Source organism: Mycolicibacterium arabiense, from assembly GCF_010731815.2.
In the GTDB taxonomy this organism is placed as follows: Bacteria; Actinomycetota; Actinomycetes; order Mycobacteriales; family Mycobacteriaceae; genus Mycobacterium; species Mycobacterium arabiense.
Genome location: NZ_AP022593.1, coordinates 1,760,302 through 1,784,665, shown reverse-complemented (window position 1 = coordinate 1,784,665; position 24,364 = coordinate 1,760,302). Strand labels below are relative to the sequence as shown.

Sequence of the window (24,364 nt, the reverse complement as noted above, 5' to 3'; positions counted from 1 at the left end):
TCTCGGCGGCCGCCGTTGGTACGGCGGATTCGCGGCCATCGTGTTCGGTGGCCCGCTGCCGCAGACAGCGAGAAGGCGCGTCGGGTGCGAGCATGTGCTGATCGGTGTCACGAAAGGTGGCCATGAAGCCCAGGACGATCGTCTTCGCACTCTACGACAAGGTGACGCTACAAGACGTCGCTGCGCCGCTCGAGATCTTCGCGCGCGCCAACGACTTTGGGGCACGGTACGAGGTGCTGCTGGCCTCGCCCGATGGTGCGGCAGTGGCGACGACCGCTTTCGTGGCACTGAACGTCGACGTTTCCGTCTCGGAGGCGCCCGACCGGATCGACACACTGCTGGTGCCTGGGGGGGTGCCCGCCGACTTCACCTTCACGCCCGGCGAACACGACATTCCCGAGGAGCAGACCCCGGATGCCGTCGAGCCCGCTCTGGACATGGTCCGCGAATTGGCACCGCGGGCTCGCAGGGTCGCCTCGGTGTGTACGGGCGCGTTCGTGCTCGCCGCACTGGGACTGCTCGACGGCCGCCGAGCGACGACGCACTGGGCACACTGCCAGGAGCTGGCCGCCAACTACCCGAAGGTGGTCGTCGAGGCCGACTCGCTGTTCGTCCAAGACGGCCGGTTCATCACCGGTGCGGGTATCAGCGCCGGCATCGATCTGGCCCTTGCCCTCGTCGAGAGCGACTACGGCCCCGACATGGCCCGGCGCGTGGCGCGCTGGATGGTCGTGTTCCTACAGCGGCCCGGCGGTCAGGCCCAATTCAGCGTGTGGACTGAATCGGCTCTGCCGGTCACCGGGGGTCTGCGCGAAACCCTCGACTCCGTGGTGTGCGACCCCGGAGCAGACCACTCCATTGCGGCCATGGCCGCTCGAGCGGCAGTGAGCGAGCGACACCTCGCGCGCATGTTCCGCGAGCAGGTTGGGCTGACGCCGGCCCGATACGTCGAGCAGGCGCGGCTGGAGGCCGCCAAGGTCCTCCTCGCTGCCGGCGACCACAGTCAGGAGGCGGTCGCTCGGCGTGCCGGGTTCGGGTCAGCGGACACCATGCGACGCACCTTCCGCCGCAATCTCGCGGTGTCTCCCAGCACGTATCGAAGTCGGTTCCGCACGACCGGCATCACCAGGGGTCACGGGTAGCCGACGACGGCGAGCGAAGGCGGGCTACGACCTGTCCCTGGCCGCCTTCCAGTCGCCGATCGCGGCGAGGCGTCTGCGCTGCTGGGCAGCCGCGCCGCCGTCGAGCCCCCTGTTGCGCTGCTCGAGATTCGTGGCGACCCGTTCCCGGTGCTCGACGGGGTTGGCGTCGTCGTACTTGAACTTGGCCTCCACGCGCACGATCCTCAGCCGCACGCCCCGGATGCCGGGCAGCATCCGACCGTACGGTTCGGCGTCGGGCGCCACGGCGGCGTGCCGCCCCTCCGGTTGGAAGTCCGACAGCTGGGTGGCCAGTATCCGCGCCTTGCCGTCGGGGTCGTCGACGATCTCTGGCTCGCAGACGAATTGGACGGCCGAGTAGTAGCTGGTGGGCACTCCGTCCTCGTCGGGTCCGCCTGCCTTTGCGCGCCAGTAGGTGGGAACGTAGGCATAGTCGCCGATCACGGCCAGGCGCACCCGGGTGGCGGCTTGCAGGTGCGGCCACACGGGGTTGGGCCGGGCCAGATGGATCAGCAGGTCGTCGCCGTCCAGGGTGAAGTGGGTCGGAACCAGCACCGGCGCCTCGGCGGGGTCGAGGTTGTTGACCGCCAGGGTGCCGAACCTGTCGGTGGACGCCAGCCAGCTCTGCCACTCGTCGGCGTCGAGAGCGGAATCCCATGGGTGGATGAGCATGTCAGTCTCCTTGGTGGGGCGCTGCGTCGTTCGGCACGAGCCTGCGGGTGATCCGCACGTCGGCACCGAGCCGGGTCAGGTGCCCGCAGAGGTCGTCGGCCGCGGCCTGCAGGTCGGCGTCGGTAAGCGGAGCGAGAGCGTCGAGGATGAACAGGGCGGTCGTGGTGTCGTCGCGCAGTGCGGTTCGTCGGCCCTGCCGCCAGTTCCAACGCCGGCACGTCACCCCGGCGTCGTCGCACCACACCACCTCGCCCGGCTCGGGATGTTCGACGACGTCGACGCCCCCGGCAAAGGTGTCGAACGGTTCGTCGCCGACCGCGCGAATCAATCTCGGCGGACCGGCATACCGGGTGAGGTCTTCTCCGCCGATCGGGATGCGGTGCATCACCGACACGGCGTTGTAGACGTCGGTGAGCCGGTTGATCCTCGGTAGTCCCGACTCGACGCGGCGAAGCAGAGCCTCGACGCTGTTGCGGGTGCGCTGGGGCTTGGCGCCGAACGCGCGGTAGGCGTCGCGCCAAGCAGCGATCTCGGGAAGTTGGTCGACCGGGGACTCGGTGAGCGCCTCGCGGGCGGCGGCCTCGGCATCGCGGAGCAGTGCCTCGCTGCCCGCGTCGCCACACCCGGGTTCGATGCCCTCGGCGGCAATCAGCGCGACGCGGTAGTCGGGCCGCAGCGCAAACACCGCGGCGTCGACCCACGCGCGGGTCAGCCACTGCGGGGTCGGCTCGGGTTCAGTCATGACTGGCTCGTGGCCGTGGGGTGCCGGCACCGACACCGGGTTCGAACACCGTGAGCGAGAAGCGGGTTGGCGCCTCGGCCTGGTTGACGTACGCATGGGCGACGTCGCCGGGAAAGGCCACCGCGTCTCCGGCGTTCAGATCGATTGCTTGACCGTCTACGTCGATCATCAGGGCACCGTCGAGCACGTGCACGAGTTCCCGGGTGCCGCCGGCATGGGCTTCGCTGACATGGCTGTCGCCGACCCCCAGCGTCCAATCCCACAGCTCGACGACGTCCGGCGGCGTGGTGCCTGCTACGAGAACGCCGCGCCCGCCGAACTCTCCCGACCACAGCGCGGCGCCATCGCCGGCGCGGGTGATGGTCACCGGCGAGCGTTCGGGCGGCTCCACCAGCGCAGGCAAGCCGACGCCGAGCGCGTCGCTGAGCCGAAGCAGCGTTCCCACACTGGGATTGACCGCGCCCTGCTCGACGCTGACCACCATGCGCCGGCTCACCGCGGCCGCTTCGGCCAGCTGATCCAGCGTCCAGCCGCGCGTCTTGCGCTCGTGTTTCACCCGTGCGCCGATGGCGGTGGCCAGCTTGGCCGCATCGTCGTCCATGGGTGCACTATAACGCACTCCTAGTGCAACCCCGTGGAGCGCGGTGGCGGCGTGCTCAGCCCATCGCGATGCGGACGTTCTTGATCTGCAGGAACTCGTTGAGGCCGTCGAGCCCGCCGGTGCGGCCGAAGCCGCTCTGCTTGTAACCGCCGTACGGGCCCTGCGGCGCCATGTCGCTGAACGTGTTGATCCACACCGAACCGGCTTCCAGCCGGCGCGCGACGCCATGAGCGCGACGCAGGTCGCGGGTGTGCATGAAGGCGTTCAACCCGTAAGGGGTGTCGTTGGCCAGACGCACGGCTTCGGCCTCGTCGGAGAACCGGATGATCGACACCACCGGTCCGAACGTCTCGAGCTGGGCCAGGTTCGACGAGTTGTCCACGTTGCCCAGCACCGTCGGCTCGACGTAGTAGCCGTCGGCGAGTTCCGCGCCGATGCGGTGCCCGCCGGTGAGCAACTCACCGGCCCGCCCGTCGACTGCCTCGCCGACCGCACCGAGGATGCGATCCACCGCCGCCTCGTTGATGACCGGGCCGAAACCGACCGTCGGATCGAAGGGATCGCCTACCTTGGCTGCCCCGACCACGGCCAGGAAGCGCTCGGTGAACGCGTCGTAGACCGAGTCGTGCACCAGGAGGCGACTTGCGCACGCGCAGCTCTGCCCCGACTGCATCAGCGGGCCCTGGTGCGCCGACAGCATGGCTGCCGCGTCGAGGTCGGCGTCGTCGAAGACGATGTTGGCGGACTTGCCGCCGAGTTCGGCCACCACCGGCGTGAGATTAGTTGCGGCCGAACGGATCACGGCGCGTGCCGTGGTGCCTCCACCGGTGAAGTGGATCTTGCGGATTCCGGGATGGCGCACCAGGGCGTCGCCGCCATCGGGACCCGCGGGCACGACGTTGACCAGGCCTGCTGGGAGGCCGGCTTCGAGGCACAGCTCGCCGAACCGCAGTGCGGCCAACGGTGCCAGGTCCGAGGGCTTGAACACCACGGCGTTGCCTGCCGCCAGGGCGGGCGCGACGCAGCTGCCCGCGACGGCGAGGGCACCGTTCCAGGGGGCGATGACCCCGACCACGCCGTACGGTTCCCGTTCGACGAGGTTGACGTCGAAGGAGCCGTGGACGGGCGTGCTGAGGCCGTGCGGCTTGTCGACGTAGCCGGCGTAGTGGCGCAGGAACCTCTCCAGGAGCAGCGCCGTGCCGGCATAGGACACCGGGACCCCATAGTCGTGCACGTTGAGCGCCGCGAGTTCGTCGAGGTGTTCTCCGACGACGTCGGCGAGGTCGATCAGCAGGTCGCGGCGTCGGTCAACGGTGAGCGCGACCCACTCGCGTTGCGCCCGTGCGGCTTCGGTGACCGCCAGGTCGATCTCCACCGCCGAGGCCAGCGCGACGGTGGTGTTCGGTGCGCCGGTCGCGGGATAGAGGTGTTCGTGCGTGCCCGCCGAGGTGGCCGTGATGCGGTCGCTGCCGATCAGCAGCCCCACCGGCCCCGGTGGAGCGGCGGGGCGGGTGAGCGCCGCCGCGGTCACGAGGCCGCCTCGGACGTCGCTTCGGCGAGCACGCGCTGCTTCTGCACGCCGATGGCGGAGTCGAGGTGAGATGCCTTGGGCCAGCCGTAGTACGCGGCGAAGTGCAGGGCGACTTCGTCCATTTCGTCGAACGAGACGTCACCACTCTTCAGGGCGGCGTACACGTGGGATTGGATGGGCAGTTCTGCGTCCTGGAAGGCGACGCAGGCCACCGTGACGAGGCGCCGCTCCTTCATGCCGAGTCCGGGACGAAGCCACATCTCGCCGAAGACGAAGTTGAGGATGCCCGCACCGGAGTACGGGTTGTCGCGGACCGGCGCGAACGGGATGCAGTTGATCTCCTTGAACGATCGTTCGCCGCCCTGCAGGCGGAGTTCGGGGTCGCTCTCGGTGGCCAACGGCAGCAACGGATCCGGTGGCGTGTCGGCCAGCCCGCGCTCGCCGAGTATCCGCGCCCACTGTGCGTCTACCACGATGTTGAAGCGCGACGCCTTCGGCCAACCCGCGTAGACCGCGAAGTGCAGCACCGTCTCCCGCATCTCGGTGATGCTGAGATCGCCGCTATTCAGCGCCGCGTAGACGTGTTGTTCCAGCGGCTCGTCGGCGTCGGCAGCGGCCACGCAGGCCAGCGTGACGAAGCGGCGGTCGCGCCGGCTCAGGCCCGGACGCGACCAGATCTCGGCGAACACGAAGTCGATCAACCCGTCGGCGATCGCCGGGCTGCCGTCGGAGGGTGCATCGACCGTCATCACTTCGGCGTACTGCCGAAGGCCGGTCTCGCGGCGGTGTGCTGTGTTCATGGTTCGTCCTATCTGATGGTGACGCCGGCGTCGACCTTGAACTGCAGTCCGGTGACGTACCGCGATTCGTCCGAGACCAGGAAGAGCACCGCGTTGCTCACGTCGACGGGTTCGATCAGCGGTGTGGGGAGGGCGTTGCCGAAGAGCGGAGCGAGGTCGGTTCGCGTCTCGGCGAGCAAGGTGTGAATCGTCGCGGGCGCCATGCCGGTCATGACGCCGGTCGGGTGCACGGTGTTGACGCGGACGCTCTGGGCGGCAAGCTCGTTGGCGAGTGCGACGCTCATGCCGACGATTGCCTGCTTGGAGGCCGTGTACGGGATGTGCAGGGGATTGCCCTTGATGGCCGCAGCCGAACTGATGTTGACGAGGCTGCCGCCGCCCTGCTCGAGGATGAAGGGGAGCGCGGCCACGCACGTGTTCCAGGCGCCGATCAGGTTGACGTCCAACACGAGCCGCCAGTGTTCGTTGGTGGTCTCGCTCCACAGCCCGGCGGTGAGGACGCCGGCGTTGGCGACGGCGGCGTCGAGGCCTCCGAGTTCCGTGGCGGCGTCGGCGACGGCGTGCTTCATCGCATTCTCGTCGCGGACGTCGACCACCTTGGTGACCGCTCGGCGTCCGTGGGCGCGCACCAGGCGCGCGGTCTCCTCGAGGTCGTCGATCGACGCCAGTGGGTACTCCAGGCCCGGCAACGATTCGCAGACGTCGATCAGTACGACGTCGGCGCCCTCCTCGGCCAGCCGGACCGCGTGGCTGCGGCCCATGCCACGGGCCGCGCCGGTGATCATTACCCGCTTGCCGGCGACCCGGCCGTCGGAGGCGCTCACAGCTTGTTGCAGAAGCCCGCGTCGACGGGGAGGGTGACCCCCGTGACGTACTTGGCGTGATCCGAGACCAGGTAGGCGATGGCGGCGCTGATGTCCTCGGGTTCGAGCATGCCGATCGGCATCGGATTCTGCAGGTGCGGTCCGCCGCCGTCGGGCATGTTGGCCAGGAAGTCCTGCATCTGCGGATTCATCGCCATCATCGTGTTCACCGCCGTCGGGTGCACGGTGTTCACCCGGATACTTTGAGCGGCAAGCGCATTGGCGAGCGTGCGCATCAGTCCCACGATGCCGTGCTTGGACGCGGCGTACGCCAGCCCGCCGCCCTGCAGTCCACCGAAACCCTTCAAGCCGGCCGTCGAGCTGGTGAAGACGATGGACCCGCCTCGTTCGCCGGCGATCAGGTGGGGGATGGCGGCCTTGGCGGTGTGGAACGCCCCGACGAGGTTGACGTCGAGGACGTCGGTCCACTGCTCGAGTTCCTCCTCGATGCTCAGCTCGCGAAAGGCCATCGTCGCGATGCCCGCGTTGGCCAGCACGATGTCGAGTCGCCCGAAGTGCGCGACGCCGGCGTCGAGGGCGGACTTGAGTGCGTGGTAGTCCCGGACGTCGGCGACCGAGCCAACCATCTTGCTGCCCTTGGCCTCGACCAGTGCGATGGTCTCGTCGAGTTCGTCCCGCGACGCCATCGCATAGCCGTTGGACGCGATGTCGGCGCAGATGTCGACGCCGACGATGTCGGCTCCCTCGGCAGCCAGCCGGACGGCGTGGCTACGGCCCTGCCCTCGGGCCACCCCGGTGATGAACGCGACTTTGCCGTCCAGGGAACTCATCGATCCTCGCTTCATTGCCGTGGTGGTCACATCGGGTACTGAGCCATGACCTGGGTAACACGGTTACTGGAGGTACAGTAACCTGGTTACACGTCGACGGCAAGGGGCGTTCCGTGGGGAAAGTCGAAGCGGCAGAGGCTGGTTCACGCCAGCCAGATGGCCGAATCCTCGACATCGTCGTCGAGATGCTCGAAACGGACGGCTACGACGCCGTTGCGTTGCGCGAGGTCGCCCGCCGCGCACGGACGTCCCTGGCGACCATCTACAAGCGGTGGGCCAACCGAGACGAACTGATCCTCGCCGCGCTGCAGGCCTGGATGACCGAGAACCGCTACTCCCGGATGCCACGGCCGGCGCGGGCTCCGGACGAATCCATGTCCGACGGTCTCACCCGGCTCTTCCGCGCCATCTTCGAACCGTGGGAGCAACACCCCGCGATGCTGGCCGCCTTCTATCGAGCCAGGTCCTCCCCGGGCGGCCAGGCGCTGCTGCACCAGGGCTTGGACGTCGTCGTCCCCGCAGGCATGGAGGTGCTCGCAGGCGTCGACGAGCGGTTCATCGCCGACCTCGATGCCGTGATGTCCAGCCTGGTCTACGGCCTGCTCGGCAGGTTCACCGCCGGCGAGATCGCGATCACCGACATCGTGCCCGCCCTGGAGCGGGCCGTGTACTGGATGACCAGTGGCTACGACGCGACGGCTCGGGCTCGGCTCGAGGGGTGAACCGCGTCCCACGTGTAGACGTCGTGGGACGGCAGCCCCGTTCACGACGCTTCGACGGGCGTGAACTCGATGTGCAGGTCGGTTAGCCCGCGCAGCAGGAACGTCGACTCGTAGTCGTACCGCCGGTCGTGGGCAGGGCCATGTGCCTCGGTGCTGACGGTGATGTCGCGCATGCGGTCGAGGAGGCGGTGCACGGTGATCCGCCCTTCGACGCGAGCCAGTGGAGCGCCTGCGCAGGTGTGGATGCCGCGGCCGAAGGCGATGTGCTCGCGCACGTTCTTGCGGTCCAGGCGGAACTCGTGCGGATCCTCGAACTTGGCGGGGTCGCGATTGGCGGCGCCCAGGCACAGCATCACCACCGTGCCGGCGGGGATGCGCACGCCACCCAGCGTGGTCGTCTTGCGTGCCAGGCGGAAGTCGACCTTGGTCGGACTCTCCATCCGCAACGCCTCCTCGATGAACGCCGGTATCGACTTTCGATGCTCACGAAGCTGTCGCTGCAGCTCCGGCCGATCGCCGAGCGTCTGAACCGCGGCGCTGAGCAGTTTCGTGACGGTCTCCTGGCCGGCTGCGAACAGGAACGTGGCGGGCCGGACGACCTCGAGCAGCTCGGGCACCGAACCGTCGGGATAGGTGGCGGCAGCCATGCCGCCGAGCACGTCGTTGCGCGGATCGCGCCGTCGTTCCGCGATGTAGGCGCTGAACTTGTCGTCGAGGTACTCCAGCGGGTTGAGCCCCACCGCCGCACCGTCGAGGGCACCGACGCGGTTGCCCTCCGGCTTCTCGGCTCCGAGCGCCCGACGGAACTCGGCACGGTCTTCCGCGGGCACGCCGAGCAGGTCGGTGATGGCCAGGGTCGCGAACGGCCTGGCGTACTCCGACAGGAACTCGCACCGCTGGTTGCCGATGAACTCGTCGAGCTGGGTGTCGACGAGTTCCCACATGAACTCCTCGTTCTCGGCGAGCCTGCGCGGCGTGAGGAGCCTGCTGAGCAGCGACCGGGCCCGTTCGTGGGCAGGTGGATCCATGACCACCATGTGCTCGTGGATCGGGAACTCGTGCCGGTGTGCCTCGATCTGGGCGGTGATGTCATCGCCGTCGGGCTCGAACGGAAGCGGCGGGAACGGCCCGCCGATGGCATTGACCGCAGAGAACGAGTCGGTGTCCTTGAACGCCGCCATCACCTCGGCGTAGCCGGTCACCGCAACGACCCCGTGGTGCGGCTCCCGGTAGACGGGACCGTGACTGCGCAGGTGCTCGTAGTAGTCGTAAGGATCCTGCGCGATGGTGGCGTCGGTGAAGTAGTCCGCCGAGGCGAGATCAGTCATGCAGTGGTCCTCTCGGTTCGCATACTCATCAAAAACTGATCGATCGATCAAATCAATGCGATGGTCATGGATAGCACGCGTCCAATCGGACGGTCAAGGACCGGATCGCGTGCGCCGTATATGCTTCCGGTCAGCCGATTACGTAGGGAACGTCGACATGCCTGCCGCCAGTAGACCCAAGGAGAAGGACGCAGGCGCGCGCCTGCGCTTGATCGAGGCAACCGCTCAGATCATGCGCGACGAGGGGTATGCCGCGGCGACGTCGCGGAGGGTCGCAGCCCTGGCTGGCGTGAAGCCGGCATTGGTGTACTACTACTTCGACACCATGGACGATCTGTTCCTGGCTGTGCTCCGCGCCGGCGCCGAGGTATCGCTGCAGCAGATGCGACGTGCCCTGACCGACGACAACCCGCTGCGTGCACTGTGGCTCGTCAACTCCGATCCCCGCCGCACCGGCCTCAACACTGAGTTCATGGCGCTGGCCAACCACCGCAAGGTGATCGGCGCCGAGCTGAAGGCCTACGCCGAGCGGGTGCGCGACATCGAGACCGCCGCGGTGACCGTTGCCCTGCGCGCCCACGGCGTGGACCTCGAGGCCTTTCCGCCGATCGTGATCTCGATGCTGCTGGCCCAGATGGCCCGCAGCCTGTGCAACGAGGTCGCCATCGGCGTCACCGACGGGCACGACCAGATGTCGTCGTTCATCGAACGATTCCTGGTCCAGTACGACGCGAGCGCGTCACCCGGAACCGACCGCTGAGGCGCTCGCCGAACTACTTCAGCATGCTGCCCGCGTCGACCGTCACCGGAAGCCCGGTCACGTAGCGCGACTCGTCGGAGGCGAGGAAGAGCACCGCGTTGCTGATGTCCTCCGGCTCGACCCAGCCGACGGGGAGCACATGCATCATCTTCGCGACGACGGCCATGTCGTCGGGACCCGGGTTCTCCAGATCGGGGCGGAACAGCCGCATCGTGCCCTCGTTCATGAACATCGGCGTGTTCACGTTGGTGGGGTGCACCGAATTGACCCGGATCGAGTGCTCGCCCAGTTCGACGGCGAACGTGCGCATCAGGCCGACCACCCCGTGCTTTGCCGCGATGTAGTGGCCCGTGTGCGGGTACGCCTTGAGACCCCCGACCGAACTGGTGAGCACGATGGAACCGCCTCGGCCACCCGAGATCAGGTGCGGCACGCCGGTCTTGACGGTCTTCCACACCCCCGAGAGATTGACGTCGATCATCTCCTGCCAGTCCTGCTCGCTGGTCTTGTGCAGCGTCTGCCCGCCGTTGCCGATGCCTGCGTTCGCCACGATGACGTCGAGCCGTCCCAGCTGTTCGACGCCGCCATCCACGGCGGCCTTCAGGCTGTCGTAGTCGCGGACGTCGACCTCTGCGGTGACGACGCGGCGGTTCAGTCCCTTGATGAGATCGGCGGTTTCGGCCAGATCGTCTGGTGTCGACGGCGGGATCACGCTCGTGCTGCTGATTGGCCCGCACACGTCGACGGCGATGATGTCGGCGCCCTCCTGGGCCAGTCGCAGCGCGTGGCTGCGCCCCTGCCCGCGCGCTGCACCCGTGATGAAGGCGACCTTGCCCTCGACCCGACCGCTCATCATGTCCTCCACTCCCGACGGCGACCGTGCGACCACGGGCGCGTCGATTGAAACTGATCGACTGATCAGGAACACTCCCAGGGTCGGGTCAGAGAGTCAAGGGCTCGGCGAGGGGTTGTGCGCTCGAGCGTGGGGCTCGTGCACGCGAAAGCGGCCGATTCCGTGCACGGGGCCCACGGACGAGGCGTGGGATCAGGTGCGTGGTTTCGAGCCGAGCACCTCGACCGGCGTGATCACCGGTGGTGCGCTGAACAACTCGTCGCCGAACTCCTCGAGCGCGGCTCTGACCTCGCCATGAAGGTGAACCCCGCGGTCGTCGGCGGTGTCGAAGGTGTCGAAGATCCCGAATGTCGTTGACCCCGAACGGAAGGCGTACCACGTCCGCGTGCCGTGCTCGGCTTCGACCAGCTGCCTAGCCTTCTTCAGGAACTCGATCACGTCGTGCTGGCGTCCCGGGATCGCCTCGAGCGTGACGAGGAACCCGAATGCCTGTCCTGCGTCCATGTTCGCCTCCGATGTAAACCGATCAGTTTCTACGATCTCGACCTCACCGTAGTCGACGCGTGCTCAGATGTAAACCGATCGGTGTGCATCGACCGCTAACTGACGCCATTTGGATGATCCACGTCACATCGAGCCCTCGTGCGGAATGCATGGGCTACCGCGGCGCCTTGCGCGTAACGCGGTCAACACCGTGGTAATCACCTACAGCAGAACGGAATACGCTCATGTCCAACCAACCCGTCCTATTCATTCACGGCTTGTGGATTCACGCCTCGGCGTGGGAACCGTGGGCTGCGCTCTATCGACGTGAAGGGTACGGACCCATCGTCGCCGGATGGCCGGGTGACGGCACCACGGTCGAAGCCACGCGTCGAGCCGGCGACCGCGTCGGCGGCCGTGGCGTGGCCGACGTGGTTGCCCACTACGCCCGGTTGATCGACACGCTGTCGGTACGTCCGGTGGTCATCGGCCATTCGTTCGGCGGGTTCATCGCCCAGCGACTGCTCGACGACGGGTACGCCACCGCGGCGGTCGCCATCGACCCGGCCCCCATCAGGGGCGTCACCAAGCTCCCGTGGTCGCAGATCCGCTCTACGCTTCCGGTGTTGAAGAGCAAGAAGAACCGCGACCGCGCAATCACGCTGACAGAGCGCCAGTTTCGATACGCAATCGCGAACGCCGTGCCGCGCGACGAGGCTCGCGGCCTCTACCGTCAGTTCTCCATTCCGGCACCAGGGCGGCCGCTGTTCGAGGTGGTGGGCGCCAAGAAGGACGCCGCTTCACCCACGCAGGTCAACGTCGCGAACCACGACCGCGGACCGCTGCTGATCGTCGGCGGTGGACGCGACCACATCGTCGCGGAGGCGGTGACCCTGCAAACGGCGGAACTCCACTCGGCGTCGCGCGCGACCACTGATTACCACGTCTTCCCCGACCGCGGACACTCACTCGTCATCGACGCCCGATGGCGCGAGGTTGCGGACCTGACCGTCGGCTGGGTCAACGCACATTCGACGCCAGGGAACCTGCGGCACAGCGAGGTACGGTCATGACCCACGACGACCTCTACCTCGTCACCGGAGCCACCGGCAAGACGGGCGCCCACGTCGTGCGGCTGCTGAGAGCCGAAGGCCTACGCGTACGTGCGCTGGTGCACGGCATCGACGAGCGGTCGGCCGCTCTGACCGAACTCGGTGCCGACGTGGTCACCGGAGATCTGCGTGACTTCGACGACGTGAGTTCGGCGATGGCCGGCGTGACCGCGGCGTACTTCTGCTATCCCATCGACCCCGACGGGCTGATCGACGCGACGGCCGTCTTCGCGCAAGCCGCGACCGAGGCAGGCGTTCGCGCGGTGGTCAACATGTCGCAGATCAGTGCACGGCGGGAGGCGAAGAGCCACGCCGCTCAGAACCACTGGCTGGGGGAGCGGCTACTGGATCGGGCGGCGTTCATGACCACTCACCTGCGCCCCACCTTCTTCGCCGAGTGGCTGGCCTGGCAGTGGTCGCGGGACGACGACGGCGGGGTGCTGCGGCTGCCTTTCGGGGAGGGTCGGCACGCTCCGATCGCGGCGCAGGACCAAGCCCGCGTGATCGCGGCCATCCTGCGGAATCCGGCCCCGCACGACCGTCAGATCTTCCCGCTGTACGGTCCGGTCGAGGCCGACCACCACGGGATCGCCGGCGAGATGGCTCGGGTTCTCAGGCAACCGGTGCGGTACGAGCCGGTCGAGATCGAGACCTTCGCGGACGCGTTGCGGGCGCAGGGTTACGGCGAGTTCCTGATCCAGCACCTGACCAACGTGGCGCAGGACTATCGCGACGGGATCTTCGCCGGCACCAACAACCTCGTCGAAGTGATCACCGGATCTCCGGCGCAGACGGTCGCGCAATTCACCGCCTCGAACCGCGATGCCTTCCGCGGCGAAGGTCAGCGGGCGTCCTGGCGGCGCGTGCGCGAGCACGTCGGGTAGGCCGTGCGGTGGCACCCGGCAGTCAGGGACCGCTCACCCTGCCGGGTGCCAGCCCCGCATCGCCTCGTCCATCTGGTCGTCGTCTAGCGCGTCGACGGCCAGCGGTTTCTGGCCGTCGCCCTGTCGCATGCCGTCCAGTAGAAGCGCGACGTAACGGCGCCAGAGTTCCGGCTCGACGTGGCCGGCCCATTCGCTGACCGTGCCGGCCAGCATTCCGATGATCGGCATGTCGGTGTGCTCCACGTCGGGGCGCAGGTAGCCGTCGTGGCGGGCCCGCTCGACCAGCTTCGAAATCGGTGGACTGAGGCGGTCGCGTGCGCATTCGACGCGGTATCCGCCGTATGCCTTGCTGTAGACCATCTCGCGCAGGCCGCGGTCGGTCGCGGTCAACTCGCACAGGTGCTCGACGAACCACACGAAGCCGTCCCACGAATCCTTCTGCAGCAGCGCAGTTTCCGCCAGGCACACCACCTGCTCGATGCCATCCTCGAAGATCGCCTCGACGAGTTCTTCCTTCGTCGCGAAGCGCCGGTAGACGGTGCCCACGCCGACGTTCGCGTGACGGGCGACGTCGTTGAGCGTTGCCTCCATGCCCTTTACGGCGAACAGCTCACGGGCAGCCTCGAGCACGAGCTGCCTGTTGCGTTCGGCGTCCTTGCGCAGGCCGCGGCACGGTTTGTCAATCATCGCCCCCACTTTAGTGATGTGCGCGACTCAAGGGCCATAACCGGATTGACTCTATCCACTTCGGGACTTAGATTGCCTATCTAGATCACCCGTCGGGGGCCGGTCTACCTAGTCCTTCGTCGAAAGGCTCGACCGTGTCTCCAACGATCGAGGACACCCGCGCCAGGGCGCGGTGCCCATGGTGATCGCCGCCGTCAAGCGCGTCTGGCTACCGGTCCTGGTCGTCGCGGCCATCGCGATCGGCGTCGTGAGCGTCGGTAATCTTCGGTCCGTCTTCGGCTCCGATGGCGCCGTCGTGACGCCGGTCGGATCGGACACCGCGGACTCGTTCAACCCGAAGGTCGTCACCTACGAGGTGTTCGGATCCGGCAGCACCGCCGTCATCAACTACACCGATCTGGACGGGTTGCCGCAACGCACGGGCGAGGTCAGCCTGCCGTGGTCGTTGCGGCTCGAGACCACGGTCCCGTCGGTTCAGCCGAACCTCGTCGCCCAGGGCGACGGTGGCTCGATCGGCTGTCGCGTCACCGTCGACGACGAGGTCAAGGACGAAAGGTTCGCCGACGGCGTGAATCCCGCAACGTACTGCTTGGTGAAGGCGGCATGACCAGCACCCTCGAAGGCAACCCGACCAGTCCGATCCCACGCGCCCGGCACGCCGCCCGGCCCCCGGTGGCGCGCTTCATCCGTCTGTTCGCCGTTCCGATCGTCCTGGTGTGGATCGCGATCATCGCGATCCTGAACACCACCGTGCCGCAGCTCGAAGAGGTGGGGAAGCTGCGCGCGGTGTCGATGAGCCCCAACGATGCACCCTCGCTCATCGCGACGAAGCGCGTCGGCGAGGTGTTCCAGGAGTACGACACCAGCAGTTCGGTGATGATCGTCCTGGAGGGCGACGACCCGCTGGGGCCGGACGCCCACCAGTTCTACGACGAAATGGTGCGCGAGCTGCGCAACGACACCACCCACGTGCAGCACGTCCAGGACTTCTGGGGTGACACGCTGACCGCGGCGGGCGCCCAGAGCATCGACGGCAAGGCCGCCTACGTGCAGGTGTACATCGCCGGAGACCAGGGCGAGACACTGGCGAACGACTCGGTGGCCAGCGTCCGCGACATCGTCGCGAGCGTCAAGGCACCTCCGGGTGTCCAGGCGTACGTGACGGGCCCCGCCGCGACGACCACGGATCAGAACGAAGTCGGCGACGCGAGCATGAAGACGATCGAGGCGCTGACGTTCGCGGTCATCACCGTCATGCTGCTACTCGTATACCGGTCCGTGATAACGGTATTGGTGACGTTGTCGATGGTCGTCGTGGGATTGCTCTCGGCGCGCGGCATCGTCGCCTTCCTCGGCTACCACGAGGTCTTCGGCCTCACCACCTTCGCGACGAACATGCTGGTGACGCTCGCCATCGCCGCGGCCACCGACTACGCCATGTTCCTGATCGGCCGCTACCAGGAGGCGCGCCGGGCAGGCGAGGACCGAGAGTCCGCGTATTACACGATGTTTCACGGCACCGCGCACGTGGTGCTCGCATCGGGTCTCACCATCGCGGGCGCAACGCTGTGCCTGCACTTCACCCGGCTGCCGTACTTCCAGACGATGGGCTTCCCGCTCTCGATCGGCATGACGATCGTGGTCGCGGCCGCGCTCACTCTCGGACCCGCCCTCATCTCGATCGTCACCCGCTTCGGAAAGGTGCTGGAGCCGAAGGGATCCGGACGTGCCAGAGGATGGCGCCGCATCGGCGCGGCCACCGTGCGCTGGCCTGGCGCGGTCCTCGTCATGGCCATCGTGCTCGCGCTCATCGGGCTGCTGACGCTGCCCGGCTACCACACCACCTACGACGACCGGATCTTCCTGCCCGACGAGGTGCCTGCGAACGTCGGCATGGCCGCCGCCGACCGCCACTTCTCCGACGCCAAGATGAACCCGGAACTCGTGATGGTGGAAGCCGATCACGACCTGCGCAACCCGGCGGACTTCCTGATCATCGACAAGATCGCCAAGGCCATGGTCCGCGTGCACGGCATCGCGCAGGTCCAGACGATCACCCGCCCGGACGGCAAGCCGATCGAGCACGCCTCGCTCGCGTACTCCGTGAGCCAGGGCGGCACGGGCCAACTCATGAACAACGACATGCAGCAGACGGTGCTGGCCAACACCCTCAAGCAGGCCGACGAGATGCAGGTGACCATCGACTCGATGACCAAGATGCAGGGCATCACGCTGCAGATGGCCGACGTCACCCGGCGGATGGCGGAGAAGTTCAGGAACACCTCGGCCGACACCAACGAGATCCGCGACCACCTCGCGGACTTCGACGACTTCTTCCGGCCGATCCGCAACTACTTCTACTGGGAGCCGCACTGCTACGACATCCCGGTCTGCTGGGCCTTGCGGTCGATCTTCGACACGCTCGACGGCATCAACACGCTGTCTGCCGACATCCAGGACCTGGTGCCCGACATCGAGGAACTGGCAGATCTGACACCGCAATTGGCGGCGCTGATGCCCGCGATGATCCAGACGATGAAGAACCAGAAGCAGATGATGCTCAACCAGTATCAGGCGCAGAAGGCACAGCAGGACCAGAACATGGCGATGCAGGACGACGCCACCGCGATGGGCAAGGCGTTCGACGCCGCGCGCAACGACGAAACGTTCTATCTGCCGCCCGAGGCGTTCGAGACCGCCGACTTCAAGCGCGGTATCAAGCTGTTCCTGTCGCCAGACGGTCACGCCGTGCGTTTCACCGTCTTTCACCAGGGCGACCCGTTGAGCGAGGAAGGGACGTCGCACATCGAGCCGCTGCGCATCGCTGCTGCCGACGCCATCAAGGGCACACCGCTGGAGGGGTCGACGGTGTTCGTCGGCGGTACCGCAGCGATGTACAAGGACATGCAGCAGGGCGCCGACTACGACCTGTTGATCGCGGCTGTCGCCGCGCTGATCCTCATCTTCCTCATCATGGTGATCCTCACCAGGGCGATCGCCGCGGCCGCCGTGATCGTCGGCACCGTGGTGCTCAGTCTCGGTGCGTCCTTCGGCCTCTCGGTTCTCCTGTGGCAGCACCTCATCGGCATCCCGCTGCACTGGATGGTGCTGCCGATGACGGTCATCGTGCTGCTCGCGGTCGGCGCGGACTACAACCTGCTGCTGGTCTCGCGCATGAAGCAGGAGATCCACGCCGGGCTGCACACGGGCATCATCCGGTCGATGGCTGGCACCGGGTCCGTCGTCACCTCGGCCGGTCTGGTGTTCGCCTTCACGATGGCCGCCATGGCGGTCAGCGAGATGATCGTCATCGGGCAGGTCGGCACCACGATCGGTCTCGGACTGCTGTTCGACACGCTGGTCGTGCGGTCGCTGATGACGCCGTCGCTGGCAGCCCTACTGGGCCGGTGGTTCTGGTGGCCGCGGCACGTCCGGCTGCGTCCGGTGCCGAAACCGTGGCCCCGAAGCGATGATTCGGCCGCTACGAGCCCTGTGCAGCCTGCGGTCCCCTGATCGCTCCCAGCACGAGGCCGACGACGCTGTACTCGCCGCTGCTGACCATGCCCACACCGAGATCGGTGTTGCGGCAGTCGAGGATGTGGCCGTTGCCGAACGACATTGCCTGGCTGATCGCCGACGCCGTCGGAGCCGACGTCGCCACGATCGGAGTCGGCACGCCCGGGTAACCGTTCGCGTCGAGCGCGCCCGCTCGGACGAGTTGCTGCGCGGCGGCCTCGAGTTGGGGGGAGTAGGCGAGATCGGGGCAGCCGGAGCGCTCACGTACCGACGCGACGGCTTCGGTGATCTCGTCGAGGGTGGGGTCGGCGTGCGCCGCTGGCGCCAGAACGAGCCCGAACACCGCGAGGGCGCCGGCGATCACGATGGGTGTGCGGTCGAGCCTGCTCATGACGGTCGGTCTCCTTCACGCCGCGACGTTCGCTGCTCGAAGGATGGCACGTCAGGGCCCTCGTGGAAGCGGAACTCGATTAAGCGCTCCGGCTAAACGGGGCTAGCGCAACCGGGGATTGCGCTCGTCGCGGGCGGTGGCGTGCAGCCCGACGGCGAATGCCGTCTGGTCGGAATGCACGAGGGGGTCGCGGCCGGTGATCTCCTGGATGCGGGCGAGCCGGTGCCGCACCGTGTTGGTGTGCAGGTACAGCGCCCTGCCGGTCTCGCTCAGCGAGCAGTTCGCGTCGAGGAAGGCGCGCAGGGTCCGGACGTGCTGGGTCCCGCGCGCACGGTCCATCTCCGCCAGCGGATCGATCAACTGCTGCTTGAACGGGGTCAGCTGAGCCAGCGGCAACTGCTCGAGCAAGCTCTCGAAGGTGCTCAGCTGGTCAGGGCCGACGTGACCGCCGCGGTACCGAGCCAGGTCCAGCGCGATGCGGGCCTGGGCGATGGCCGAACCGATCTCCGTCATGGCCACCGCGGCCGAGTGACCGGACGGCAGGGATAGATCGTCGGTGACGTCGAAGGGTTGTGCCGTCAACATCAGACACAGATCCGGCGCGTCGCCGATCAGGGCGTCCGGCAGTGCCATCGACAGCAGCGCACCCGCACCGGCGGGCCACGCCGAGCAGGTCACCTCGTCGGCGGTGAAACCCGGCCACTCGATCAGTTGGCTCAAGGCGTCGGGGAGCAGCATGCGCCGCTCGACCAGCGACAGCAGTTGGCCGACGCGTTCCCTGGCCAGCACGGCCTCGATGTCCCGTTCCCCCTGCGCCGCGCGCACGAAGCGTGCGATGAGGTCCAGTAGTGCGGCTTCGGGCTGCTCGCCGCGGCCGATCCACACCAGGGTCCCGAGCCCGGGCACGGCAACGGTGGCTACCCGATCGTCGCCACCCTCGTCCTGCTCCCGCGGGACGCCGTCCGGCTCGAGCAGGAAGTAGCAGTCCAGGATTCGGCCCGCGCCGTCGAGCAGCTGTCGCGCCGAGTCGTGCCGCCGCAGGGAGGACAACAGTTCCGGCACCAGTGCGTTGGTGGCGCGCGCCACCGCGATCTCCGCACCCAGCCACGACTCGGCGACGTATCGGCTGACGGCGCTGAACGGCGCGTCGGGCGAGGCCACCAGGACCGGCAACCCCAGGGTGCGGCACTCGGCCAGCAGCGCCGGCGGAACCGCGTCGTGGCGGTCGCCCACCCCGAAGCAGACGCCCGCCGCGCCCGCACTCGTCAGTGCCGCTGCGAACGTCTGGCAGTCCCGAACCGTCTGCAGACTGATGCCGACGGTGCAGACCAGCTCGCCTCCACGGAGATACCGCGACGGGTCCTCCATCTCGGTGGTGTGCACCCAGCTGATCGGTCGGTCGAGGTCCTGGTCGACGTCGTCGGGCACCGCGAGACCCAGGCCGGGAGCGTCGAGCAGGTCCGCGAGCGTGGGCGCGACCGGCTCGTCCGCAGGAGTGCGCTGCGGCGAGGTCACCGCCCGAGCGTAACGCCGCGGACACACGCCGGAGCGGCACCGTTGTGCAATCGTTCAACGGCTGGGGGTCGCAGCGGTGCGATCTCTGCGTCTTCGGCCAATGGGCTGGCATCCGGGCCTGCAGCGGGGGATGGTTCCTGCCACCAGCACCGAGTAGTGGGAGCAGTCCATGTCGACACCGGTCACCCCCGCAGAGCGACCCCAGCAGTTGCGCCGCGAGTTCTCGTTGTGGTCGGCCTTCGCGTTCGCCTTCGCCTTCATCTCGCCGATCGTCGCCCTCTACGGCATCTTCGGTCTGGCACTGTCCGCCGCGGGGCCGAGCTTCTGGTGGGGCTTCCTCCTGGTGTTCAGCGGCCAGTTCCTGGTCGCGCTGATCTTCGCGACCCTGGTGTCGCGCTGGCCGCTCGAGGGATCGATCTATCAGTGGTCGCGCCGACTGCTCGGCACCACCTACGGCTGGTTCGCCGGCTGGGTCTACATGTGGACCCTGGTCATCGCGATGGCCACCGTCGCACTCGGAGCGGCGGGCTTCATCGCCAACATCTTCGGGATCGCGGAGCCGACCGGCGGCACACTCGCACTGATCGCGCTCCTCATCCTGCTGGCGGGGACCGCGGTCAACCTGGTGGGGCGGCGGGCGCTGAAGATCTTCATGGTCGGCAGCATCATCGCGGAGGTGATCGGCTCGGTCGTTCTCGGTACGTGGCTGCTGCTCTTCCACCGGCAGAACTCGCTGTCGGTGCTGTTCGAGGGCGGCGGCGCGGACAACACCGATACGCTCGCGTACCTGACAGGGCCGTTCATGCTCGCGGTGGCCTTCATCGGCTGGTCGTTCGTCGGGTTCGAGAGCGCGGGTTCGATCGCCGAAGAGGTGCGCGAACCGCGCAGGGATCTGCCGAAGGCGGTGCTGTTCTCGCTGGTGTTCATCTTCGTGGTGGTGGCGTACTCCGCACTCGCGATCATCCTGGCCATCCCGGACCTCGGTGCGGTGGCCGACGGTACGGTCGCCGACCCGGTGTACGACACGCTCACCACGGCGCTCGGTTCCGGGATCGCCAAACCGGTCGAGGTGCTGTTCGTCATCGGCTTCCTCGCCAGCTTCCTCGCTCTGCAGACATCGGCGTCGCGGGTGATCTGGGCCTACTCCCGCGACGGTGCGCTGCCTGCCGCCGACGCCCTGGTGCGGCTGCGTGGCAAGGCGCGCATCCCCACGGTCGCGATCCTGGTCACCACGGTGATCGGTGCAGGCCTGTTCCTCCTGAGCATCGTTGCGGGCGACGTGTATTCGCTGATGGTCAACTTCACCGCGGGTGGCTTCTACCTCGCCTTCCTCTTCCCGTTGGTCGGCTTCCTGGTGGTGCTGCTGCGCCGCGGGTGGACGCCTGCGAAGTTCTCCCTTGGCCGCGCGACGCTGCCGGTCGCGCTGGTCGCCGTCGTGTGGGCGGTGCTGCAGTTCCTCAACATCGCCTGGCCGCGGGTGGCCTTCGACCAGCGCTACCTCGACTGGTCGGTGTGGATCGGCATCGCGGTCCTGGCGGTCGTCGGCGCAGTCCTGTTCGCGAGCGTGCGGACGAGGATCGCGAGCACGGCAGACGTCGACGACATGGAGTCGTTCGACGCAATCGACGCGCGGACCGACGATCGGGGCGCGACCCGGTGACCGATCGACCCGTCGCGCTGGTGACCGGTGGTGCCAGCGGCATCGGCGCCGCCATCGTCGAAGCACTCGTCGCCCGGGGGTTCGTCACGGGTTGCCTCGATCTGCGCGGGTCGGCTGCCGGCGCCGAGCACACCGTGGCCGTCGACGTCTCCGACGCCGACGCGGTGGCCTCCGCAACCGAGGAAGTCCGGTCCCGGCTCGGTCCGATCAGCGCGGTGGTGACCTGCGCCGGGTACTACGAGATGGCCGCCGTCACCGACATCAGCCCCGAGTCCTGGCGAAAGATGCTGCGAGTGCACCTGGGCGGTCTCGTCAACGTGGCCCGGGCGACGCTGCCGGACCTGATCGAGCAGCGCGGCGCGCTCGTCGCCGTGGCCAGTGAATTGGCCATCGGCGGTGGCGATCACGACGCGCACTATGCGGCCGCCAAGGGCGCCATCCTCGGCGTCGTACGCAGCCTCGCAGTCGAGGTGGCCGCCCACGGCGTCCGAGTCAATGCCGTCGCACCCGGCCCGACCGACACGCCACTGCTCGCCGCCGACTCGCCATGGCGCGCGCCCGAATACCTCGACACCCTGCCGCTGCGGCGCCTGGCCACGCCGCCGGAGGTGGCGCGTTGCGTCGAATACCTCGTCTGCGACGGCACGTTCAGCGTCGGCGACGTCGTCAGCGTCAACTCCGGAGCAGTGATATGACCACCGACCTCACCGGACACGTCGCGCTGGTCACCGGCGCAGCGCAGGGAATGGGCGCCGCCCACGCCCGCCGTCTCGCCGCCGCGGGAGCCACGGTGGCCGTCAACGACATTCGCGACGGCGACGCCCTTGGTGCCCTCGCCGACGAGATCGGCGGACTGACCGCGGCGGGCGACGTGTCCGACCCGGCCGAGTGCGTGCGCATCGCCGACGACGTCGCGAACGCAACCGGCCGCCTCGACGTCCTGGTCGCCAACCACGCCTACATGACCATGGCTGCGCTGGGCGACCACGACGACGCAGACTGGTGGAAGGTGGTCGACACCAACCTCGGTGGCACGTTCTTCCTGGTGCAGGCGGTGCTTCCGCACATGCGTCGCGCGGGTGCCGGACGCATCGTCGTGATCAGCAGCGAGTGGGGCATCACCGGTTGGCCGCAGGCCACGGCCTACGCCGCGGCCAAGTCGGGCCTCGTCTCGCTGGTCAAGACACTGGGTCGGGAGTTGGCGCACGAGCACGTCATCGTCAACGCCGTGGCGCCCGGCGTGACCGACACGCCCCAACTCCTGGTGGACGCCGACGCCGCAGGCATCGGGCTCGCCGAGATGCACGACCGGTACGCGTCGTCGATCCCGTTGCGGCGCATCGGATCCAGCGACGAGGTCGCGGCCGCAGTGGAGTTGTTGACGGACTTCGACCTCGAAGCGATCGTGGGCCAGGTCATCTCGTGCAATGGCGGTTCGACACGGAGTCGGGCATGACGGAGGGAAACGTGGTGGACGGCCAGCATTACGTGCGAACGGCCGACGGGATCGTCGGTCAGGTGGATGCCCGTGCGGTGCCCCGCTATGCGGGCATCGGCACCTTCGCCAGGTTGCCGCAGCGGCACGACGTGGAGGACCACGACGTCGCGGTGGTAGGCGTGCCCTTCGACAGCGGGGTCACCTACCGCCCAGGGGCGCGTTTCGGGCCGTCGGCGATCCGGCAGGCATCTCGGTTGTTGAAGCCCTACCACCCGGCGCTGGACGTCAGTCCGTTCGCCGCCGCCCAGGTCGTGGACGCAGGTGACATCGCGGCCAACCCGTTCGACATCGCCGCTGCGGTCGACCAGATCCGCGAGGGCGTCCTCGGTCTGCTGACGAGGCCCGAGCAGCGCGTCGTCCTCCTTGGCGGCGACCACACCATCGCACTACCCGCGCTGCAGGCGATGAACCAGGTGCACGGCCCGGTTGCGCTGGTGCACTTCGACGCTCACCTCGACACGTGGGACACGTACTTCGGCGCACCGTGCACCCACGGCACGCCGTTCCGACGGGCCTCGGAGCAGGGCCTGCTGGTGAAGGACCGTTCTGCGCACGTCGGGATCCGTGGCTCACTCTACGACCGGGCCGACCTGCTCGAAGACGCCGAACTCGGCTTCACGGTCGTGCACTGCCGCGACATCGACCGCATCGGCGTCGACGGCGTGATCGAGCGGATGCGCGAACGCGTCGGCGACCATCCCGTCTACGTGTCGATCGACATCGACGTGCTGGACCCGGCATTCGCGCCTGGTACGGGCACACCCGAGATCGGCGGGATGACCAGCCGCGAACTGGTGGCCGTGCTGCGCGCCATGCGCGGACTCCGCATCGTCGGCGCTGACGTGGTGGAAGTGTCCCCGGCCTATGACCACGCCGAGGTCACCGCCGTCGCCGCGGCGAACCTGGCCTACGAACTCGTCACCCTGATGGCTGACCGATGAGCGAATTCGCCTGGCCCCAGGGGAAGGCCGCCGCGGCCGCCTTCACGTTCGACGTGGACGCCGAATCCGCCGTGCTGTGGAACGACGAGACCGTCGGCGCCCGGATGAGCATCATGAGCCATCAGGCGTACGGTCCGCTGGTCGGCGTACCGCGGATCCTGGACATGCTCGATCGCCATCAGATCGCATCCACGTTCTTCGTCCCCGGACACACCGCCGTCCGCTACCCGGAGGCGATCCGCAGCATCGTCGCCGCCGGGCACGAGATCGCCCACCACGGGTACCTGCACGAGCAGCCCACGTCGCTGACGCTCGAGGAGGAGATCGACGTCCTCGACAAGGGTCTGGTCGCTCTCGCCGACGTCGCAGGGGTGCGACCGACCGGCTACCGCGCGCCGATGTGGGATCTGTCGTGGCGCACCCCGGCGCTGCTGGCCGAGCGCGGATTCCTGTACGACTCGAGTCTCATGGACGCCGACCACCCGTACGAGCTCTCGATCACTCCTGGTGCGTCGGAATCGCTGGTGGAGTTGCCGATTCAGTGGGCGCTCGACGACTGGGAGCAGTACTGCTTCCTTCCCGACGTCTCCGGCAGCGGACTCATCGAGAGCCCCCGCAAGGCACGCGAACTGTGGCAGCTCGAATTCGACGGTCTGCGGCGGGTCGGCGGATGCTGGGTGCTGACCAATCACCCATTCCTGTCCGGTCGGCCGTCGCGCGCCGCCGAACTCGACGACCTGATGCGGTACGTCCTCGGCCACGCCGACGTCTGGGTGACCAACCTGGCCACGATCGCGGAACACGTTCGCTCGCTCGGACTCGCGCCGCGCACCATCACCCCGCCCGGGTAGGGC

At 68.0% G+C, this 24,364-nt stretch carries 25 protein-coding genes; 12 read left to right on the top strand and 13 right to left on the bottom strand.

Features of this window, described 5'->3' with window-relative positions:
• The first annotated feature begins 122 nt into the window (after positions 1-122).
• On the top strand, positions 123-1,142 hold the full coding sequence (locus G6N61_RS10250; protein ID WP_163918426.1) for a GlxA family transcriptional regulator: 1,020 nt from the start codon (positions 123-125) through the stop codon (positions 1,140-1,142).
• A gap of 24 nt (positions 1,143-1,166) precedes the next feature.
• On the opposite strand, the gene G6N61_RS10245 is transcribed toward G6N61_RS10250, so the two are convergent.
• The 7 genes from G6N61_RS10245 to G6N61_RS10215 are packed head-to-tail and all read right to left on the bottom strand — an operon-like array spanning position 1,167 to position 7,160.
• Positions 1,167-1,832 carry an FMN-binding negative transcriptional regulator gene (locus G6N61_RS10245; protein WP_163918425.1) on the bottom strand — a complete coding sequence of 222 codons (666 nt, stop codon included), beginning with the start codon at positions 1,830-1,832 and terminating at the stop codon, positions 1,167-1,169.
• Position 1,833: 1 nt separating this feature from the next.
• A complete protein-coding gene (locus G6N61_RS10240; RefSeq protein ID WP_163918424.1) occupies positions 1,834-2,574 on the bottom strand; it encodes a B3/B4 domain-containing protein in 741 nt (246 codons plus the stop codon).
• The gene (locus G6N61_RS10235; protein WP_163918423.1) at positions 2,567-3,175 is read right to left on the bottom strand and encodes a helix-turn-helix domain-containing protein; all 609 of its coding nucleotides are present in this window, start codon (positions 3,173-3,175) and stop codon (positions 2,567-2,569) included. The genes G6N61_RS10240 and G6N61_RS10235 overlap by 8 nt, the downstream gene beginning before the upstream one ends.
• A gap of 55 nt (positions 3,176-3,230) precedes the next feature.
• On the bottom strand, positions 3,231-4,706 hold the full coding sequence (locus G6N61_RS10230) for an aldehyde dehydrogenase family protein (protein ID WP_235887473.1): 1,476 nt from the start codon (positions 4,704-4,706) through the stop codon (positions 3,231-3,233).
• Positions 4,703-5,506 (bottom strand): carboxymuconolactone decarboxylase family protein, encoded by an 804-nt coding sequence (locus G6N61_RS10225; RefSeq protein WP_163918422.1) that lies wholly within the window; start codon positions 5,504-5,506, stop codon positions 4,703-4,705. The genes G6N61_RS10230 and G6N61_RS10225 overlap by 4 nt, the downstream gene beginning before the upstream one ends.
• An 8-nt stretch (positions 5,507-5,514) precedes the next feature.
• A complete protein-coding gene (locus tag G6N61_RS10220; RefSeq protein WP_163918421.1) occupies positions 5,515-6,330 on the bottom strand; it encodes a mycofactocin-coupled SDR family oxidoreductase in 816 nt (271 codons plus the stop codon).
• Positions 6,327-7,160, bottom strand: coding sequence for a mycofactocin-coupled SDR family oxidoreductase (locus tag G6N61_RS10215; RefSeq protein ID WP_163918420.1), 834 nt, complete (start codon positions 7,158-7,160; stop codon positions 6,327-6,329). The genes G6N61_RS10220 and G6N61_RS10215 overlap by 4 nt, the downstream gene beginning before the upstream one ends.
• Before the next feature lie 113 nt (positions 7,161-7,273).
• Here G6N61_RS10215 and G6N61_RS10210 point away from each other — a divergent pair, with 113 nt between their 5' ends.
• Positions 7,274-7,882 (top strand): TetR/AcrR family transcriptional regulator, encoded by a 609-nt coding sequence (locus tag G6N61_RS10210; RefSeq protein WP_264077254.1) that lies wholly within the window; start codon positions 7,274-7,276, stop codon positions 7,880-7,882.
• A 41-nt stretch (positions 7,883-7,923) separates the two neighbouring features.
• Here the strand turns inward: G6N61_RS10210 and G6N61_RS10205 are convergent, their stop codons facing one another.
• Positions 7,924-9,210, bottom strand: coding sequence for a cytochrome P450 (locus tag G6N61_RS10205; protein WP_163918419.1), 1,287 nt, complete (start codon positions 9,208-9,210; stop codon positions 7,924-7,926).
• A gap of 157 nt (positions 9,211-9,367) precedes the next feature.
• Between G6N61_RS10205 and G6N61_RS10200 the strand changes: the two genes are divergently transcribed.
• Positions 9,368-9,970, top strand: coding sequence for a TetR/AcrR family transcriptional regulator (locus G6N61_RS10200; RefSeq protein ID WP_163918418.1), 603 nt, complete (start codon positions 9,368-9,370; stop codon positions 9,968-9,970).
• Positions 9,971-9,983: 13 nt separating this feature from the next.
• Here the strand turns inward: G6N61_RS10200 and G6N61_RS10195 are convergent, their stop codons facing one another.
• The gene (locus G6N61_RS10195) at positions 9,984-10,823 is read right to left on the bottom strand and encodes a mycofactocin-coupled SDR family oxidoreductase (RefSeq protein WP_163918417.1); all 840 of its coding nucleotides are present in this window, start codon (positions 10,821-10,823) and stop codon (positions 9,984-9,986) included.
• 192 nt (positions 10,824-11,015) lie between these two features.
• Complete coding sequence (locus G6N61_RS10190; protein WP_163918416.1) at positions 11,016-11,327, bottom strand: putative quinol monooxygenase; 312 nt, start codon at positions 11,325-11,327, stop codon at positions 11,016-11,018.
• Positions 11,328-11,551: 224 nt separating this feature from the next.
• On the opposite strand from G6N61_RS10190, the gene G6N61_RS10185 reads away from it, so the two are divergent.
• Both G6N61_RS10185 and G6N61_RS10180 read left to right on the top strand, forming a co-directional pair.
• Positions 11,552-12,379: an alpha/beta hydrolase gene (locus G6N61_RS10185; RefSeq protein ID WP_163918415.1), complete on the top strand. Its 828-nt coding sequence runs from the start codon at positions 11,552-11,554 to the stop codon at positions 12,377-12,379.
• Positions 12,376-13,302 carry an NmrA family NAD(P)-binding protein gene (locus G6N61_RS10180; RefSeq protein WP_163918414.1) on the top strand — a complete coding sequence of 309 codons (927 nt, stop codon included), beginning with the start codon at positions 12,376-12,378 and terminating at the stop codon, positions 13,300-13,302. Before G6N61_RS10185 ends, G6N61_RS10180 begins: the two co-directional genes overlap by 4 nt.
• A gap of 33 nt (positions 13,303-13,335) precedes the next feature.
• On the opposite strand, the gene G6N61_RS10175 is transcribed toward G6N61_RS10180, so the two are convergent.
• Positions 13,336-13,989, bottom strand: coding sequence for a TetR/AcrR family transcriptional regulator (locus G6N61_RS10175; protein WP_163918413.1), 654 nt, complete (start codon positions 13,987-13,989; stop codon positions 13,336-13,338).
• 181 nt (positions 13,990-14,170) lie between these two features.
• Here G6N61_RS10175 and G6N61_RS10170 point away from each other — a divergent pair, with 181 nt between their 5' ends.
• Complete coding sequence (locus tag G6N61_RS10170; protein ID WP_163924728.1) at positions 14,171-14,596, top strand: MmpS family transport accessory protein; 426 nt, start codon at positions 14,171-14,173, stop codon at positions 14,594-14,596.
• Positions 14,593-17,502, top strand: coding sequence for an MMPL/RND family transporter (locus G6N61_RS10165; RefSeq protein WP_163918412.1), 2,910 nt, complete (start codon positions 14,593-14,595; stop codon positions 17,500-17,502). Before G6N61_RS10170 ends, G6N61_RS10165 begins: the two co-directional genes overlap by 4 nt.
• On the opposite strand, the gene G6N61_RS10160 is transcribed toward G6N61_RS10165, so the two are convergent.
• Entirely contained in the window at positions 17,471-17,896 is a 426-nt protein-coding gene (locus tag G6N61_RS10160) for a CAP domain-containing protein (RefSeq protein ID WP_163918411.1), read from the bottom strand. The two genes, G6N61_RS10165 and G6N61_RS10160, sit on opposite strands and share 32 nt — an antisense overlap.
• A 102-nt stretch (positions 17,897-17,998) precedes the next feature.
• Positions 17,999-19,411 carry a PucR family transcriptional regulator gene (locus G6N61_RS10155; RefSeq protein ID WP_163918410.1) on the bottom strand — a complete coding sequence of 471 codons (1,413 nt, stop codon included), beginning with the start codon at positions 19,409-19,411 and terminating at the stop codon, positions 17,999-18,001.
• A 169-nt stretch (positions 19,412-19,580) separates the two neighbouring features.
• Here G6N61_RS10155 and G6N61_RS10150 point away from each other — a divergent pair, with 169 nt between their 5' ends.
• The 5 genes from G6N61_RS10150 to G6N61_RS10130 are packed head-to-tail and all read left to right on the top strand — an operon-like array spanning position 19,581 to position 24,361.
• Positions 19,581-21,071: an APC family permease gene (locus tag G6N61_RS10150; protein ID WP_163918409.1), complete on the top strand. Its 1,491-nt coding sequence runs from the start codon at positions 19,581-19,583 to the stop codon at positions 21,069-21,071.
• Positions 21,068-21,766: an SDR family NAD(P)-dependent oxidoreductase gene (locus G6N61_RS10145; RefSeq protein WP_163918408.1), complete on the top strand. Its 699-nt coding sequence runs from the start codon at positions 21,068-21,070 to the stop codon at positions 21,764-21,766. Before G6N61_RS10150 ends, G6N61_RS10145 begins: the two co-directional genes overlap by 4 nt.
• Positions 21,763-22,527: an SDR family NAD(P)-dependent oxidoreductase gene (locus G6N61_RS10140; RefSeq protein WP_163918407.1), complete on the top strand. Its 765-nt coding sequence runs from the start codon at positions 21,763-21,765 to the stop codon at positions 22,525-22,527. The genes G6N61_RS10145 and G6N61_RS10140 overlap by 4 nt, the downstream gene beginning before the upstream one ends.
• The gene (gene speB / locus G6N61_RS10135) at positions 22,524-23,510 is read left to right on the top strand and encodes an agmatinase (protein WP_163918406.1); all 987 of its coding nucleotides are present in this window, start codon (positions 22,524-22,526) and stop codon (positions 23,508-23,510) included. Before G6N61_RS10140 ends, speB begins: the two co-directional genes overlap by 4 nt.
• The gene (locus G6N61_RS10130) at positions 23,507-24,361 is read left to right on the top strand and encodes a polysaccharide deacetylase family protein (RefSeq protein WP_163918405.1); all 855 of its coding nucleotides are present in this window, start codon (positions 23,507-23,509) and stop codon (positions 24,359-24,361) included. The genes speB and G6N61_RS10130 overlap by 4 nt, the downstream gene beginning before the upstream one ends.
• The last annotated feature ends 3 nt before the right edge of the window (positions 24,362-24,364 follow it).